Raw genomic sequence first — 17,049 nt, 5'->3', positions numbered from 1 at the left:
CACTATTTATATATAAAAAACACTAAAATTATAGAAAACTTAAGACCACGTTAAAAAATGTAATTGCACAGTTTAACAATTGCAAATTTGTGATAAAAAAATTAATGTGTTGCTCATAAATAACTTTGAGAATTGTGCTGACATGTTTTTAAGAAAAACACTTTCAATTGCATTATTAACAGCTGCCTCTTCAGCTGTTTTTGCCCAAGGTTTGGTGCTTAATAATGATGATTTGCGTACAGATTTAAATTGGTTGAATCAACAAGGTGTTATTAACATCAGCACTTCTACTTGGCCTTTAAGCGGTGATGAAATTCAGCGCGCACTCTCTCAGGCTAAAGTAACTCATCCAGCTCAACAAAAAGTTATTAATTCAGTTCTTAATGCATTAAAAGCAGATAACGATACAGTTAAAGTAGGTGCTTTCGCTGGAACAGATATCAAAGATATTCCTCAAGCATTTGGAAATAATCATAAATCACAATATGAAGGTTCTGTAGAGTTTAATGCGGGCGGTGAAAACTGGGATGCAAAAATTCGTGTAAACGCTGAAAAAGATCCACAAATTGATAGTGGGCGTGATGTAAATGTAGAAGGTTCGTATGTTGCTGGTAAGCTCTGGAATCAATGGGTTGTTGCAGGTCAAATTCCAACGTGGTGGGGACCTGGACATGATGGCAGCTTAATCCGTGGTGATGCGAGTCGTCCTGTGTATGGTGTAACAGCGCAGCGAGCTATACAAAATGCTTTTGATACCAAGTGGTTGTCTTGGATTGGACCTTGGCAATATCAAGCATTTGCAGGGCAGTTAGATGATTATAAAGCTATTCCTCACGCTAAGTTGTTAGGTTTGCGTGTTACCGCAAGTCCATTACCATATTTAGAACTGGGAGCTTCTCGAACTTTACAGTGGGGAGGAGAAGGGCGTTCTCAAAGTTGGAATTCATTATGGAATGCGATTAAAGGTAATGATAATGTTTATGATGCAGCTGAAGATAGATCTAACCAAATTGCTGGATTTGATGCTCGATTAAATCTGCAATCACTTTTAAATGCCCCTGTTGGTATTTATGGTCAATATGTAGGTGAAGATGAAGCAGGGCTCTTACCATCGAAGAAAATGTATTTAGCTGGTGCTGATTATTCTTCTAGCTATAAAGATATGCCTTATCAACTTTATGCTGAGTGGGCAGATACACGCACTAATGGCAATGTAAAAGGAATCTCTTATAGTCATTATATTTATAAAGATGGTTATTACCAGCATGGTTTCCCTCTAGGCCATGCAATGGGTGGTGATGGTCAAATGTACTCTGTCGGTGGTGATATTCGCTTTGACACGATGAATCGCTTAAGTGGCCGTGCAATGGTTGTGAAGGTAAATGAATCTAACTTGGCAATTAATAAAGCCTTCCCTAAAGAAGATAAAATCAAAGCACTTGATTTAACTTGGACGCATTACATCAAACCAGATCTTCCATTAAAAATTAATGGTTGGATTAGTGACTCTGACCTAGAAGGTAATGACTCTGGTGCATCTATTGGTATTGAAATTCCATTAGAACGTAAAATGTTTGGTTTTTAATTAATTAAATAGTGCTATAGCAAGAGAGAAGCTAAAATGGCTTCTCTTTTTTATTGTATTTAAAGAAATCTAAAGATGAGATCGTGATTTGCTTCAGCTAATAATGCGAGCTACGATAGACAGGTTAGTTATGCAAATCAGTATTTTACATTTATATGATGAATTTGAATATCAATATGAAAAAACAAGCAAAAGAAAACAGTTTTAAATCACTATAATGCATAACTAATGCTATAAGCCTCATAAAGGGCTTGTGGTTGGATTATTTATCACGAAAAATTGGAGTTGTTATGGCACTCGTTCCTCCACATGGTCTTCTAAGTGGTGGTTTAATACCACTTCTAGATTTTATGGGCAAAATGGATAGAGAAGGGCGTGTTCATGACTGAATCAAGACTTACACATCTCAAGCAACTTGAAGCTGAAAGTATTCATATTATTCGTGAAGTTGCAGCAGAATTTGAAAATCCAGTCATGCTTTACTCAATTGGTAAAGATTCGGCTGTGATGCTTCATCTTGCATTAAAAGCATTTTATCCTGCGAAACTTCCTTTTCCTTTATTACATGTTGATACGGGTTGGAAGTTTAAAGACATGATCGCGTTTCGCGATAACATGGCAAAAACCCATGGCTTTGATTTAATTGTTCATCAAAATAAAGAAGGCCGTGAAGCAGGGATTAATCCATTTGATCACGGTAGCTCAAAATATACAGATATTATGAAAACCCAAGCTTTAAAACAGGCTTTGGATAAATATCAATTTGATGCTGCTTTTGGTGGTGCGCGCCGTGACGAAGAAAAATCGCGTGCGAAAGAGCGTGTGTATTCATTCCGTGATAGTAAGCATCGTTGGGACCCTAAAAACCAACGTCCTGAACTTTGGAACCTTTACAACGGTAAAGTAAACAAAGGCGAAAGTATTCGTGTATTCCCTTTATCTAACTGGACAGAGTTAGATATCTGGCAATATATCTATTTAGAAAATATTCAAATTGTTCCTCTTTATTTCTCTGCTGTTCGTCCAGTAGTTGAGCGTAGTGGTACGCTCATTATGGTGGATGATGAACGCATGCGCTTAAAAGAGGGTGAAGTTCCACAAATGAAGTCTGTACGTTTCCGTACACTAGGCTGTTATCCATTAACAGGTGCAGTCGAGTCTGAAGCTGATACATTGCCAGAAATTATTCAGGAAATGTTATTGGCAACAAGTTCTGAGCGTCAAGGTCGTATGATTGACCATGATGAAGCAGGCTCAATGGAAAAGAAAAAGCAAGAAGGCTATTTCTAAGACAGTTTCTAAATTTGTGGAGTTTGAGCAATGTCTCATCAATCAGACTTAATCAGCCAAGACATTCTGGCTTATTTAAAACAGCATGAACAAAAAGACCTTTTGCGTTTTTTGACTTGCGGTAACGTAGATGATGGTAAAAGTACCTTAATTGGCCGTTTACTTTACGATTCAAAATTGATTTATGAAGATCAATTGCAAGCTGTAACACGTGACAGTAAAAAAGTAGGTACGACGGGTGATGCACCAGATTTGGCGTTGCTTGTAGATGGTTTGCAGGCTGAGCGTGAGCAAGGTATTACTATTGATGTAGCTTATCGCTATTTCTCGACTGAAAAGCGTAAATTTATTATTGCTGATACACCGGGACATGAACAATATACCCGTAACATGGCAACTGGTGCATCGACTGCTGATCTTGCAATCATTTTGATTGATGCGCGCTATGGTGTACAAACACAAACTCGTCGTCATACGTTTATTGCAAGTTTGCTTGGTATTAAGAATATTGTTGTTGCCATTAATAAAATGGACTTGGTTGAATACTCACCTGAGCGTTTTAATGAGATTCAGATTGAATATGATGCGTTCGTGAGCCAGTTAGGTGAGCGTCGCCCAGCTAATATCTTATTTGTTCCGATTTCTGCTTTAAATGGCGATAACGTTGTAAATCCATCTGCTCATACTCCTTGGTACAAGGGTCAAACCTTGATGAGTATTCTTGAGTCTGTGGAAATTAGCCGCGAATCAAACAAACACGAATTCCGTTTCCCTGTTCAGTATGTGAACCGTCCAAACCTCGACTTCCGTGGTTTTGCGGGTACTGTTGCTTTAGGTGAAATTAAAGTCGGTGACGAAATTGTAGCGTTACCTTCTGGTAAGCGTTCTACGGTTAAAGAAATCGTTACTTTTGACGGTAACCTTGAGCAAGCAGTGGCTGGTCAAGCAGTTACATTAACGTTAAACGACGAAATTGATATTAGCCGTGGTAACGTGCTGGTACGTGCAGGTGAGCAACCATTAATTTCACGTAGCGTTCGTGCTTCTGTGGTATGGATGAATGAGCACCCGCTTGTAAAAGGTAAGTTGTACAACATTAAGATTGGTACACAAACCGTTCCAGCAAAAGTGACCAACATTCACTACCGTGTGAATGTAAATACACTCGAGCATACTCAGGTAGAAGAACTTGAGTTAAATGCAATTGCCGATGTGGTAGTTGAGTTTGATGCTCCAGTGGTATTTGACCAATATCAAGATTCACGTTACACAGGTTCGTTTATTTTTATTGACCGTTTAAGTAACGTGACTGTGGGTGCCGGAATGGTAGAGTCGGCTGTAGAATGGAAGGCTCATAGCAATCCTGTTACTGCTGAAGATCGTGCTGCTCGTTTAGGTCAAAAACCTGCCGTTATTGGTGTTTCTGCACCATTAATTGAAAAAGCTCAAGCCTTAGAAAGTTTGCTAATCCAGCAAGGCGTAGTTGCAATCGTGAAAGCAAGCTTAACAGCTGAGCAATTGGTTCTATTACGTGAGACAGGTGTTGTAATTATTACAACTTCTGTGGATGGTACAGATACTGAGATAACTGCTGAGACGATAGAAGAAGCGGTAGAAAAAATTGTGGAATTGGTTCGTCTTTAATAGATTGAAAATAGTTCTAAAAACCCGCGTAAGCGGGTTTTTTATTGAATTTAGAAAATACTTTGGATTTTTAAAGTTAAATATTCTCTTAAATCTTTAGGGTAGTTCTGAATCATCTTTAAGAATGTATCTCGATCACCTTGATATAAGGCGCGTGTTGCTTCCTCATAATTTGGCATATTGCCTAACATAGCAGACATAAAACGGTCGATGGCTTGTTTGGCAAGCAGAATATTGCCTTCAGAATTTGGATTATTTAACTCTTTATCAATTAACTTACGAATCACGGCAGATGCACTCGCACTTTGTTGATCTAACCAATCCCAATGTTTTTTCTGTAAAGTGATTTCACGCGAAATTACGCCAAGTTTAGGTCGACCAACTTTTTTAATTTCTTCAGGTTCAGCATAACGTTGTTGAAAATCTTGTTCTGAACCAGAAAGATCAAGATCAATTTGTTGACCTGTTTGATCATTAAAAATCAGAATATTTTCCGTTGTTTTAGGAAGATGTTTTAGTTTTTTTGCAAGTTCAACAAGGGAGTCGCTTGCAATAAGTGTGCTTCCAGTAAAAGCGGTATAGGTGATTGTTGTATTCATTTTTGCCACATATTTTTATCAGGGTAAAATAATATTATCAGGGTAAAACTAATTTGGCAAACATTAAAATTTATAACCAAAGAATTATCTGATTTTATGAGTAGTATCTCTGAAATTAAGGTTATAAAAATAGTCAAGGTAAGAGGCTATTTAAAATTTTGTTCTGCTTTAATATCGCTTTTATGAGAGAATGTCCCTTTAGTTGTATGTATAAGGACTCCTATGTTTGAGCAATCTCCTGAATCTTTAAGCGATATCGAAATTTTAGACATTTTACAGTCGATGAAAAAAGATAAGCTGGATACGGAAGCAAATGAGATTATCCGTAGCGGGGGAAAAGCAGGACGTCAGGAAGCGCATAAACAGGCTTTGGTGGCACTAAATTCAAATTTTGAAGAGAAGTTTGTAGAGGCAGTGACTCTTGCACTAGGTTTAAATGCAGCTCAAGCTAAAAAAATTCGCTATAAAAAAGATCGAATTCGTATTTTAAAAGCGCGTGGTATTGATTATTTAGCTATTGATGGGGCAGAAACAGCGCAAGTTTTGGCACAAATTTCACAAGCAATTGTTCGTGAAGATGCAATAGTTACCCATGACTTACATGATATCTTCCCATTTTGGAAAGAAGGTTGGCCAATGGTGCAATTTGATAATGCCTATAAAATTTTAGAAGAAGATATTACCTTGCACTTTCATGCGTTCTTAGATGCCATGATTGAGTACGTAAATAAATAAAAAATAAAAGCCCCAATTGGGGCTTTTATTTTTTATAGCAGAGTAGAATTAGATCGCACTAAAAAGTGGGAAAACACCAATCACCAAAGCTGTACCCATCAACACCATACAAGTAATAAATGCCCACTTAAAAGTGAATTTTTGATGATCTGCAAAATCGACTTTAGCAAGACCACATAACAAGTAAGTTGACGGAACAAGTGGTGATAATAAGTGTACAGGTTGGCCTACAATTGATGCACGAGCAATCGCTTCTGGACTAATACCATAATGTGAAGCAGCTTCAGCAAGAATAGGTAATACACCATAGAAGAATGCATCATTTGACATAAAGAACGTCAAAGGCATGCTTACCAACGCTGTAATTGGTGCCAGATATGGACCCATACTTGCAGGAATCATTGCGACAAACTCTTTAGACATCGCTTCAACCATGCCTGTGCCAGATAAAATACCTGTAAAAATACCAGCCGCAAAAATTAAGCCTACCACAGCCAAGATACTATCTGCATGCATAGCGATACGTTTCTTCTGCATATCAACATCTGGATAGTTGATAAGCATCGCAATACAGAACGCCAGCATGAATAACACTGACATTGGTAAAATACCTTTGATCAACGCAATCATAAGAATAATGGTGAGTACCATATTTACTTTACGTAAATGTGGACGAGTCGCTTCTGGATCTTTTGAAACAGTAATATTGTCACCATGATGGCTTTCAAGCTCAATCACGCCTAAACGTTTTTGCTCATAGCGACCATATAAATATGCCAAGAAGAATAACCAGCCAATACTAATAATCATTGGAAGAATCATTGGTACAAAAATATGGCTTGGGTCGACTTGAAGTGCACTCGCTGCGCGGGCAGTAGGTCCACCCCATGGCGTAAGGTTCATTACACCGCTACATAACAACATAAGTGCTGTCATGATCAGTGTATTCATACCAAGTCGCTGATAGAGAGGAAGCATAGCTGCGACACAAATCATATATGTCGTTGAGCCATCACCATCAAGAGAAACTAACGTCGTTAAAAAAACGGTCCCTAATGTAATTTTTAGAGGATCGCCTTTAACCTTTTTCAAAATCCATTTAACCGGGGGATCGAAAAGACCTGCATCGATCATTAAGGCAAAATATAAAATTGCAAATAATAGCATTACACCAGTAGGTGCAAGTTTTTTGATGCCTTCTAGCATCATCTCGCTGAGACCTTTAAGCTCAATATGACTTAAGCTTTCAAAGTAGTGACCTAGGCCCCAAGCAATAAGAGAAAAAATAAATGGGATAAGAATTAAAGCAATAATAGGGCTTAAACGTTTGGACATGATTAAGTACATGAAGCACAAAATCATGCCAACACCAAGTAATGTCAGCATACAATCAATCCTTTGCCTTTAGTTTTACTGAACAAGTTTATTCCAAACTTTGACTTTTATTATTCTTATGAATTTTTATTAAAAAAACAAATAATATATTTAGTTTATTTGGTTAATATATATTCAATTAAAAAGGTATATTCTCAGGAAATACTGAATATATATATTAATGGCTTAGTTTATTTATTATATATAGTAGCTTTTATATTTATATAAAGGTTTTATCATATTTAAAATTATCATATATTTTGAAGAATTATACTTGCTTTGAGCGTTGAGATGAGAAGAAGATCCATTTACAAGGCTTGTAATGTCTACGTTACCTAAGGCTGATGGGGTTGTAAATGCATTATTCGCAAATTTTCATTTCAATTGAACTTAATTTTTTTATTTTAATTAAGAGGTTAATCTTTATATTTATAAATATGATTAGCATAATTAATTAAACTTTTAATAATGAAGAATATTAAATGAAAGCGTGAATTTAATAATTACTTATTCATATTAAAAAAATATCCTGCATTTGGCAGGATATTTTGCACCAAAATAAATCAATTTTCGTCAGGCGGTGAATGTAATTCAGATTTTTCTAATACGCGAGTAACTAATAGTTGATCGATTTTAAAATGATCCACATCGACAACTTCAAATTTATAACCACCAAATTCGACAAAATCGGCTGGACGAGGAATTTTGCGTAAACGATACATCATAAAACCTGCTAGCGTTTCATAATTCTCTTCATCGGGCATTTCGTCAATTTCGAGAGCATGTCTCAGGTCATCAATTGGTGTGCTGCCATCAATTAACCAAGAGTTATTGTCACGTTTAATGATTTGCTGTTCTTCTTCAATTGGGGTGACCCAGTCACCCATTACGGTAATCATGATATCGCTTAAGGTGATAACACCAACTACAAGCGCATATTCATTAATTACAACAGCGAACTTTTCTTTTGTTGATCGGAAGCGATCAAGTAATTCAGAAAGCGTTAATGTGTCAGGAATAATCAGAACATTACGAATAGTAGATTCATTTAATTGAGTGGGTGATTGGTTATTTAAAATACGAACAAGAAAATCTTTGGCATCTACATACCCAATAACCTGATCAATATTTTCATTACACACTAAAAATTTAGAATAAGGATATTCTGCTAATTTTTGTCGAATACTGTCTTCATGTTCGTTTAAAGTGAAATAAACAACATTTTCACGCGTTGTCATACTCGATGGTACGTTGCGTTCCTCTAGTTCAAAAACATTTTCAATAAAATGATGTTCTTGTTTTTGAAGTACACCTGCTTGGGCACCTGCATCCATAACAGCTGAGATATCGTCAAAAGTAATATTGTCTTCGCGAGTTGTATTTACTTTGAATAAGCGGAATAACAGGTTCGCGATGGCATTAATTCCCCAAGCCAAAGGTTTGCAAACTTTAATAAAAACCTGAATTGGATTGATAACACTAATTGCAATTTTTTCTGGGGCAATCATAGCCAAGCGTTTTGGCATAAGATCGGCAAATAAAATAAATAGCGATGTTACCAAAGTAAAAGATAGAGCAAAACCAATTGTTTGCGACCAAGGACCTACATAGAAGCGGTCAACTAAAGTCACAAAAAAAGGACGGAAAGCAGCTTCGCCTAAAATACCGCCTAAAATTGCAACAGCATTTAGTCCAATTTGGGATGCTGCAAAAAAGTCTGCAGATTGTTCTTGTAAATCAAGTACCTGTTGAGCGCGTTCCTCACCAGCTTCAGCTAAAATTTTTAACTTTACTTTTCTGGCGCCAGCCAGTGCAATTTCAGTTAAAGATAAAAAGCCTGCTGCGATGATGAGCAGTACGATGATAATGATATTTTGAAAGAGACTCACAAATCACCCGAGGTTCATCATTATTATGACTATGTTTTAACACAAAAAAGCGCTGAGGTAATCAGATTGATTGCTCAGCGCTTAAAGATAATGTTTGAAAGAGACAATTAAATTAAAATTTATTTAATAGTGAGAAAATTGTGAATTGTTGGTAAGAAATTCACGATTTTCTTCTTCGATCATTTGGCGAGCAACGAATAGAATAAGTTGGCGTAACCAGCGATGAGCAGGGTGATGGTGTAATAGTGGGCACCAAGCCATTTTAAGTTCAAATTCTGGAATATAAAAAGGAGGATCCTTTATAACCAGTTTTGGATTTTGAGTTTGTAGGCGCGCCATTCGAGTTGGAAGCGTTGCAATGAGGTCAACATTTTGAGCAAGCAAGGCTGGCATTTGGTAGTGGCGAGTAAATACTGAAATTTTACGGCGTTGACCAATACGTTCTAATGCTTGATCAATCCAGCCTAAACCACCTTGTTTATCTGGGTTTACGCCAAAACCAACACCCATACCTGTTTTAGATACCCAAATATGCTGTGCATCTAGGTAACTTTTAAGATTTAAATGAGTAACAGCAGGATGTTTGTCATTCAAAATACAGCTGAAACTATCACGCCAAACTAACACTTGGTGGAAACTTTGCGGTATTTCATTAAATCTATTAATTGCCAGATCAACTTTACCTTGTTCCATGTCTCTATATGACACATCACTTGGAGTAAGAAAGTCGAGCACTACATTTGGAGCTTCAGAACGTAAAGCTTTTACTAGACGAGGAACCAGAGTTGCTTCTGCATAATCAGAAGTCATAATGCGAAAAACGCGATTGCTGGTATAAGGGCGGAATTCGGTACGCGGTTCCAAAATCATGGAAAGATCAGAAAGGGCATCGCGAATACGTGGTTGTAATTCGAGTGCGCGTTCTGTTGGTGTCATTCCTTCCGATGAACGGATTAGAAGAGGGTCGTTAAATAAATTACGCAAGCGACGTAAAATATTACTCATGGCTGGTTGAGTAACGCCAAGCTGTTCTGCTGCGCGTGTAACATTTTTTTCACGAAGAAGAACATCAAGATATATTAATAGATTAAGATCTACCCGTTCCAGATTCATAAAAAAAATACCGAAAATAAAACCCTAAAATTGTTTCAAATTATGCCATATTTAAAGAACATTGTGTGAAAAAATGATGAGAAAAACGACATTTTTTGTTGAAATTAAGTATGCTTGAAAAGGACCTCAAATGCTCGATTTTATTATCTTTGATCTGTTTTTGACTTTATGTTTATAGACGTAAAATTTTTCTTTTATATTTAACCATGTTCTATCATTAAAATTGACTTTTTACATTGGCAAAAGTCGCCTAATTTACAATTGACTTTTGACACTAAAAATGAATGGAAAAATCTCAAAAATTGTATAAAAATAAAACTTGGAGAGTTTTTTGATCAAAATACTATACTCCTTTAGGATTATTTTGTTTTTATAAACAAAGTGTTATGTTTTTTAGTTTTACTTATAATATCGATTTATTGGTATATTTTTTAAATAAATACTGAAGATTAACGAAGGATATTGGATTAATTGATTGGCTAAGTCTAAGCTGTGTTCATGAGGAAGCAGCTGGTGTCATAAGAAATTTAAGTAACGTGACTCTAGGCTTCAATCGATGAAATCCTAAAATGAATACAGGACAATATCATGACTACATATCAAACAGCGATTGATGCAGTACGTCAATTAAAAGCAAAATTTGGCAACACTTGGGCAGACATTAGCCCAGAAGATGCTGCTCGTATGCAACTTCAAAACCGTTTCAAAACTGGTTTAGATATTGCTAAGTATACAGCTGCGATTATGCGTCGTGATATGGCTGAATACGATGCTGACTCAAGCAAATACACTCAATCATTAGGTTGCTGGCATGGTTTCATCGCACAACAAAAAATGATTGCGAACAAAAAATACTTCGGTACTACAAGCAAACGTTATATCTACCTTTCTGGTTGGATGGTTGCTGCTCTTCGTTCAGAGTTCGGTCCACTTCCTGACCAATCTATGCACGAAAAAACTTCTGTTCCTGCTTTGATCGAAGAAATCTACACTTTCTTACGTCAAGCTGACGCAAAAGAATTAAACGATTTATTCCGTGCCCTTAAAAAAGCACAAGAAGCTGGTGATACTGCTAAAGCAGCTGAAATCACAGCTCAAATCGACAACTTTGAAACTCACGTTGTGCCAATTATTGCTGACATCGATGCTGGTTTCGGTAACGAAGAAGCAACTTACTTACTTGCTAAGAAAATGATCGAAGCTGGTGCTTGTGCGCTTCAAATCGAAAACCAAGTATCTGATGCTAAACAATGTGGTCACCAAGCTGGTAAAGTAACTGTTCCACACGAAGACTTTATTGCTAAGATCCATGCATTACGTTATGCATTCTTAGAAATGGGTCTTGAAGAAGGTATCATCGTTGCGCGTACTGACTCTGAAGGCGCTGACTTGACTCAAAAAATCCCAGTGGTTAAAGAGCCAGGTGACATCGCTTCTCAATACATCAGCTACTTAGATACTCAAGAAATTGACATTGCTGATGCGCAAGAAGATGAAATCTTAATCAAGCGTGATGGTAAGTTACACCGTCCTAAACGTTTACCTTCAGGTTTATATCAGTTCCGTGCTGACACTCAAATTGACCGTGTTGTACTTGACTGTGTATCTAGCCTTCAAAATGGTGCTGACCTTCTTTGGATCGAAACTGCGACTCCAAACGTAGAAGAAATCGCACACATGGTTAACCGTGTTAAAGAAGTTGTTCCAAATGCTAAGCTTGTTTATAACAACAGCCCATCATTTAACTGGACTTTAAACTTCCGTCAACAAGCTTACGACCGTTGGGTTGCTGAAGGTAAAGATGTTTCTGCATATGACCGCGCTAAATTAATGAGTGCTGAATATGACAATACTGAATTAGCTGCTGATGCTGATGACAAGATCCGTACATTCCAAGCAGATGCTTCTCGTGAAGCAGGTGTGTTCCATCACTTGATCACACTTCCAACTTACCACACTGCTGCTCTTTCTACTCATGAGCTTGCACAAGGTTACTTCGGTTCTGAAGGTATGTTGGCTTATGTTGCTGGCGTACAACGTAAAGAAATCCGTGGTGGTATCGCTTGTGTGAAACACCAAGCAATGGCGGGTTCTGACATCGGTGATGATCACAAAGAAATCTTCTCTGGTGATAACGCTCTTAAAGCACATGACGATGCTAAAAACACAATGAACCAATTCGCAGCTAACTAAGAATTGATTCCATAAAAAACCCGCTCAAATGAGCGGGTTTTTTATATTAAAAATTTATTAATCTTGTTTTTTCAACACATAGTGCTCTGCCAAAGAACCTTCAATTTTTTTACCTTCCATATCTAAAGCAGTTGCAGTATTTTCGCCAATAAAGAATTTACGATTTTCAGCTTTATTATCTAAGGTAATGATAGAAGTGTTGTCTTTATCGAAAGCAAACTTACCATGAGTTTCAAATGGTTTTGTATCACCTTTGCCTAAGTAAGTTTCAGTCAATTCATAAGTTTTATCATCTTTTAATTTTAGTTCTGTTTTGATGCCTTCACAGTCTGCACATGGAAGGGTACCTGTATATTTACCATTCCAATCTAAAGAATTTTCTGCTGTGTGCTCAGTATCTACAGCAACAGCATTACTTGCTTCACTAGTTTGTACAGGGGCAGAAGCATCAGAAGTTGTCTCTGTTTTATTTTCATGTTTGTTACATGCGACAAGAAGAGTACTCATAAGTGCAATTGCTAATAATGATTTTTTCATGATGAAGAAAACCTCAAAAATAAAAATAAAAAGTCTTTAAAGCCTAGAAAAAGATCATAAAAAATAAAAGCGTTTGTATGTAGTCAAAATTTAACAAAAGGTAAAGTGTATATTTTTTTGTTCATTTAAACGATTTTTATTGAAATTTATAACGAGTAAAAAAAGTATCCACTAACTGAGTTAATGGATACATCTAAAAAATTATGGATGAGCAGAAACTCCACCTAGAGAATCACACGCTGATTTATAGAGTTCATATTGTTTTTTTACTACTTCGTCTAAAGGCATTGCAAATAATTCCTCACCATCTTTATAGCTTTCTACATAAGAGGTCGCTTTTTCTTTACTTACTGCTAAAGTTTGTTGGTAATAAGAATTAATTGAGCTATTTGAAATCTCCCTGGTTTCTACGTTTTTACATTGGAAATTATTTAGAAGTTTTTCTGCGCGTTTGACCTCACTAGATTGGCCAAAAATACACCCAGTTAAAAATACAAAAGGTACTAACACGAAAAAGATTTTCATGGAAAAAAATTTATAAGAGCGAGGATGGGCGCTATTGTATAAATAATTCCATGCTTTACTGTGGTTTTATGTTAGACATTGATGATTTTTTAACTCATTAAAATAAAAAAATTGTTTCCAAGTTTGTAATGACCTCTTTTTGTATATGGTGCATATTTTGCTTATTAAATAAAGCCATTAATAAAAATGAGCCAAAATGAATCGGATTCAACAATTTTCTCACACTTCTTTAGCACCATTTTGGTATGCGCAATTAGAACTTGGTTTTTGTTTTAAAGAAAGTCGCACCATAATGAATCACAGAAAACATTATGGCCCTGTTCGGGTGCAAAAAATGCTCTGGCCTGAAAAAACTGGAGTTTGCCACGCTATTATTGTTCATCCACCAGCCGGCATTGCAGGAGGCGACCATCTTACTTTTCAAATTGAAACAGCTGAACAGGCGCATGCCGTTATTACCACGCCTGGGGCTGGAAAATGGTATAGAACAAATGGTAAACAGGCATTTCAACATATTTATTTGACTGTAAAAAAAGACTCTATTCTAGAGTGGATGCCTCAAGAAACGATGTTGTTTGATGGTGCTGTAGCGTACTCAGAAACGCATATTCACCTTGAACAAACAGCAAGTTTCATTGGTTGGGATATGCTGGTATTGGGACGGCAAGCTCGAGCTGAAAATTTTGTTCAGGGCAGTTATCACAATCAGTTTAAGTTATGGCGTGAAAATAAATTATTGGTTGCCGATACATTATATTTTGAGGGAGGAGATCGCTGGTTAAGCTCATGTTTAGGAATGAATAATCAGGCTGTAATGGCAAGTTTCTGGGCTGTACCGCCTGAAAAATTTCGCTCTCCATTTTATTTAGAACAACATGTTGAACTTGTCCGTGAGTTAATCATGCGTATGGATGCCCCGGTTACTTTGACTTTATTGGAAGATGTGCTCTGTGCACGTTTTTTAGGGAATGATGTACGGCATTGTCATGATGCATTTGCGGCCATACGCGCAAGATTAAGACGTTATTGGTTTGATTTAGATGAAGAATTTCCAAGAATTTGGAAAACCTAACTTACGTTAAATTGCGTATTTTAAAAACGATTAGAACAAGTATGCTGCTTTTGAGCACGCATTTTGCTTAAAGAAAACTAGATGCTATTAGGAAAGAGATATGGAACTCAATCCAACAGAGAAAGATAAGTTACTCATTTTTACCGCAGGCTTAGTGGCTGAGCGTCGTAAAGCACGAGGTTTAAAGCTGAATTATCCGGAAGCTGTTGCCTTTATTTCAGCCGCCTTACTCGAAGGTGCACGAGATGGAATGACAGTGAGTGAACTCATGCACTTTGGAACGACTTTGTTAAAGCGTGAAGATGTTATGGATGGTGTAGCGGAAATGATTGCTGAGGTTCAGGTCGAAGCAACTTTTCCGGATGGTTCAAAATTAGTCACTGTTCATCAGCCAATCGTATAAAAGGAGCAGTTATGATCCCCGGCGAAATCATTACTCCAGAGGCTGACATTGAGCTAAATGTTGGGCGTGAAACTTTAAAAGTTATGGTGGCTAATGTTGGTGATCGACCTATTCAGGTAGGTTCGCATTTTCATTTTTATGAAGCCAATGATGCACTACAGTTCGACCGTGAAGCTGCAAAGGGTTTTCGGTTAAATATTGCGGCGGGTACAGCAATCCGTTTTGAACCGGGCCAAAGCCGAGAAGTGGAACTTGTCGCTTTAGCTGGTAAGCGAGAAGTATATGGTTTTGCAGGCCGAGTCATGGGTAAGTTGGATTAAACATAACAACCATAATGAAAGATATGAGTAAAAAATTATGAAAATGTCACGTCGTGCATATGCTGAGATGTTTGGTCCAACGGTCGGAGATCGTATTCGTCTAGCTGATACAGAGCTCTTTATTGAAGTTGAGCAAGATTTAACGACTTATGGTGAAGAAGTTAAGTTCGGTGGTGGTAAAGTCATTCGTGATGGCATGGGTCAATCTCAACTTTTAGCTGATGAAGTTGCTGACACGGTCATTACCAATGCTTTAATTGTAGATTGGTGGGGAATTGTAAAAGCTGATGTTGGCTTAAAAAATGGCCGAATCTGGAAAATTGGAAAAGCTGGCAACCCCGATATTCAACCTGACATTACCATTCCTCTAGGTGCTGCAACAGAAGTGATTGCGGGTGAAGGGCAAATTTTAACAGCAGGTGGTATTGATACCCACATTCACTGGATTTGTCCTCAACAAGTTGAAACCGCGCTTATGTCTGGTACAACAACAATGGTGGGCGGCGGTACAGGACCAGCAGCAGGAACTTCGGCAACCACAGTGACTCCAGGTCCTTGGCATATTGCGACCATGTTGCAGGCGATTGATGATTTACCTATGAATATTGGTCTGTTAGGTAAAGGTAATCTGAGTTTACCAGACCCAATTCGTGAGCAAATTAAGGCTGGGGTAATTGGGCTAAAACTACATGAAGACTGGGGTTCAACACCAGCAGCGATTGATAACTGTTTGAGTGTGGCAGATGAGTTTGATGTACAGGTCGCTATTCATACGGATACATTAAATGAGGGTGGCTTTTTAGAAGAAACACTGGCCGCATTTAAAGACCGTACCATTCATACGTACCATACAGAAGGTGCAGGTGGTGGACATGCTCCAGATATTTTAAAAGCAATTGGACAAAGTAACGTGTTGCCATCTTCAACTAATCCAACGCGACCTTATACCATTAATACTATTGATGAGCATTTAGATATGCTCATGGTTTGTCACCATTTAGACCCTGCAATTGCTGAAGATATTGCTTTTGCAGAAAGTCGTATTCGCCGTGAAACCATTGCTGCCGAAGATATTCTGCAAGACCTAGGTGCAATTGCCATGATGTCTTCTGACTCTCAGGCGATGGGGCGCGTGGGTGAGGTGATTTTACGAACTTGGCAAACTGCACACAAAATGAAAATTCAACGTGGCCCTCTAGAGGGTGACAACGAGTTTCATGATAACAATCGCGTTAAACGTTACATTGCTAAATATACAATTAACCCAGCCATTACCCATGGTTTAAGTCATGAAATTGGTTCGATTGAGGTAGGAAAACTTGCTGATCTGGTGTTATGGAAGCCGGCCTTTTTTGGTGTGAAGCCTTCCATGATTATTAAAGGCGGCATGATCGCGGCGGCGCCGATGGGTGACATTAATGCCTCCATTCCGACACCTCAACCAGTTCATTATCGCCCAATGTTTGGCGCCTATCCGCGTGGTGTGCATAACACTTGTATTACCTTTTTATCTCAAGCAGCCATTGATGAAAAAGTTGCTGAAAAGTTAGATCTTAAAAAGCTAATTAGCCCCTGTAAAAATACGCGTGAAATTACTAAAGCGGATATGAAACATAATACATATTGTCCAGTTATGCATGTGCATCCAGAAACTTATGAAGTAAGAGCAGATGGTGAACTATTAACTTGTGAACCTGCTGACGTATTACCAATGGCTCAGCGTTATTTCTTGTTTTGATAAGTTTTATTGAAATGATTTTGTTTTATGAA

16 protein-coding genes are annotated in these 17,049 nt (G+C 37.5%); 10 read left to right on the top strand and 6 right to left on the bottom strand.

The genetic code is table 11. From position 1 onward, the window contains the following. The first annotated feature begins 142 nt into the window (after nt 1-142). The 4 genes from NE363_RS13485 (at nt 143) to cysN (ending at nt 4,519) form a co-directional block, all read left to right on the top strand. Nucleotides 143-1,585 carry a capsule assembly Wzi family protein gene (locus NE363_RS13485; RefSeq protein WP_445535267.1) on the top strand — a complete coding sequence of 481 codons (1,443 nt, stop codon included), beginning with the start codon at nt 143-145 and terminating at the stop codon, nt 1,583-1,585. 257 nt (nt 1,586-1,842) lie between these two features. Next, the gene (locus NE363_RS13480) at nt 1,843-1,974 is read left to right on the top strand and encodes a hypothetical protein (RefSeq protein WP_081401316.1); all 132 of its coding nucleotides are present in this window, start codon (nt 1,843-1,845) and stop codon (nt 1,972-1,974) included. After that, entirely contained in the window at nt 1,967-2,875 is a 909-nt protein-coding gene (cysD, locus tag NE363_RS13475) for a sulfate adenylyltransferase subunit CysD (protein WP_000140408.1), read from the top strand. Before NE363_RS13480 ends, cysD begins: the two co-directional genes overlap by 8 nt. Before the next feature lie 30 nt (nt 2,876-2,905). Then, entirely contained in the window at nt 2,906-4,519 is a 1,614-nt protein-coding gene (cysN, locus tag NE363_RS13470; RefSeq protein ID WP_445535266.1) for a sulfate adenylyltransferase subunit CysN, read from the top strand. A 50-nt stretch (nt 4,520-4,569) separates the two neighbouring features. On the opposite strand, the gene NE363_RS13465 is transcribed toward cysN, so the two are convergent. Further along, nucleotides 4,570-5,127, bottom strand: coding sequence for a DUF2239 family protein (locus tag NE363_RS13465; RefSeq protein WP_081401315.1), 558 nt, complete (start codon nt 5,125-5,127; stop codon nt 4,570-4,572). A 213-nt stretch (nt 5,128-5,340) separates the two neighbouring features. Between NE363_RS13465 and NE363_RS13460 the strand changes: the two genes are divergently transcribed. Further along, on the top strand, nt 5,341-5,853 hold the full coding sequence (locus tag NE363_RS13460) for a hypothetical protein (protein WP_191012783.1): 513 nt from the start codon (nt 5,341-5,343) through the stop codon (nt 5,851-5,853). 48 nt (nt 5,854-5,901) lie between these two features. Here NE363_RS13460 and NE363_RS13455 read toward each other — a convergent pair whose 3' ends face one another. From NE363_RS13455 to NE363_RS13445, 3 genes are all read right to left on the bottom strand, one after another. Then, nucleotides 5,902-7,239 carry a CitMHS family transporter gene (locus NE363_RS13455; RefSeq protein WP_004703084.1) on the bottom strand — a complete coding sequence of 446 codons (1,338 nt, stop codon included), beginning with the start codon at nt 7,237-7,239 and terminating at the stop codon, nt 5,902-5,904. A gap of 551 nt (nt 7,240-7,790) precedes the next feature. Next, a complete protein-coding gene (locus tag NE363_RS13450) occupies nt 7,791-9,116 on the bottom strand; it encodes a hemolysin family protein (protein ID WP_019456855.1) in 1,326 nt (441 codons plus the stop codon). A gap of 123 nt (nt 9,117-9,239) precedes the next feature. Continuing rightward, nucleotides 9,240-10,229 (bottom strand): LysR family transcriptional regulator, encoded by a 990-nt coding sequence (locus tag NE363_RS13445; protein ID WP_004703082.1) that lies wholly within the window; start codon nt 10,227-10,229, stop codon nt 9,240-9,242. Nucleotides 10,230-10,817: 588 nt separating this feature from the next. Here NE363_RS13445 and NE363_RS13440 point away from each other — a divergent pair. Then, the gene (locus NE363_RS13440; RefSeq protein WP_004703081.1) at nt 10,818-12,422 is read left to right on the top strand and encodes an isocitrate lyase; all 1,605 of its coding nucleotides are present in this window, start codon (nt 10,818-10,820) and stop codon (nt 12,420-12,422) included. Nucleotides 12,423-12,479: 57 nt separating this feature from the next. Here the strand turns inward: NE363_RS13440 and NE363_RS13435 are convergent, their stop codons facing one another. Both NE363_RS13435 and NE363_RS13430 read right to left on the bottom strand, forming a co-directional pair. Further along, nucleotides 12,480-12,959: a copper resistance protein NlpE gene (locus tag NE363_RS13435; protein ID WP_445535265.1), complete on the bottom strand. Its 480-nt coding sequence runs from the start codon at nt 12,957-12,959 to the stop codon at nt 12,480-12,482. 201 nt (nt 12,960-13,160) lie between these two features. Continuing rightward, complete coding sequence (locus NE363_RS13430) at nt 13,161-13,484, bottom strand: hypothetical protein (protein ID WP_004703079.1); 324 nt, start codon at nt 13,482-13,484, stop codon at nt 13,161-13,163. 196 nt (nt 13,485-13,680) lie between these two features. Between NE363_RS13430 and NE363_RS13425 the strand changes: the two genes are divergently transcribed. The 4 genes from NE363_RS13425 (at nt 13,681) to ureC (ending at nt 17,017) form a co-directional block, all read left to right on the top strand. After that, complete coding sequence (locus NE363_RS13425) at nt 13,681-14,556, top strand: urease accessory protein UreD (protein ID WP_445535264.1); 876 nt, start codon at nt 13,681-13,683, stop codon at nt 14,554-14,556. 100 nt (nt 14,557-14,656) lie between these two features. Beyond that, entirely contained in the window at nt 14,657-14,959 is a 303-nt protein-coding gene (gene ureA / locus NE363_RS13420; protein ID WP_002054385.1) for an urease subunit gamma, read from the top strand. Between the two features lie 11 nt (nt 14,960-14,970). Beyond that, entirely contained in the window at nt 14,971-15,279 is a 309-nt protein-coding gene (locus tag NE363_RS13415; protein ID WP_004703076.1) for an urease subunit beta, read from the top strand. A gap of 37 nt (nt 15,280-15,316) precedes the next feature. Then, entirely contained in the window at nt 15,317-17,017 is a 1,701-nt protein-coding gene (ureC, locus tag NE363_RS13410) for an urease subunit alpha (RefSeq protein WP_049066263.1), read from the top strand. Nucleotides 17,018-17,049: the final 32 nt, after the last annotated feature.

The organism is Acinetobacter sp. G18, assembly GCF_052660225.1.
The sequence above is the reverse complement of the archived record's forward strand: the minus strand, read 5'-3'. Positions and strand labels throughout refer to the sequence as shown.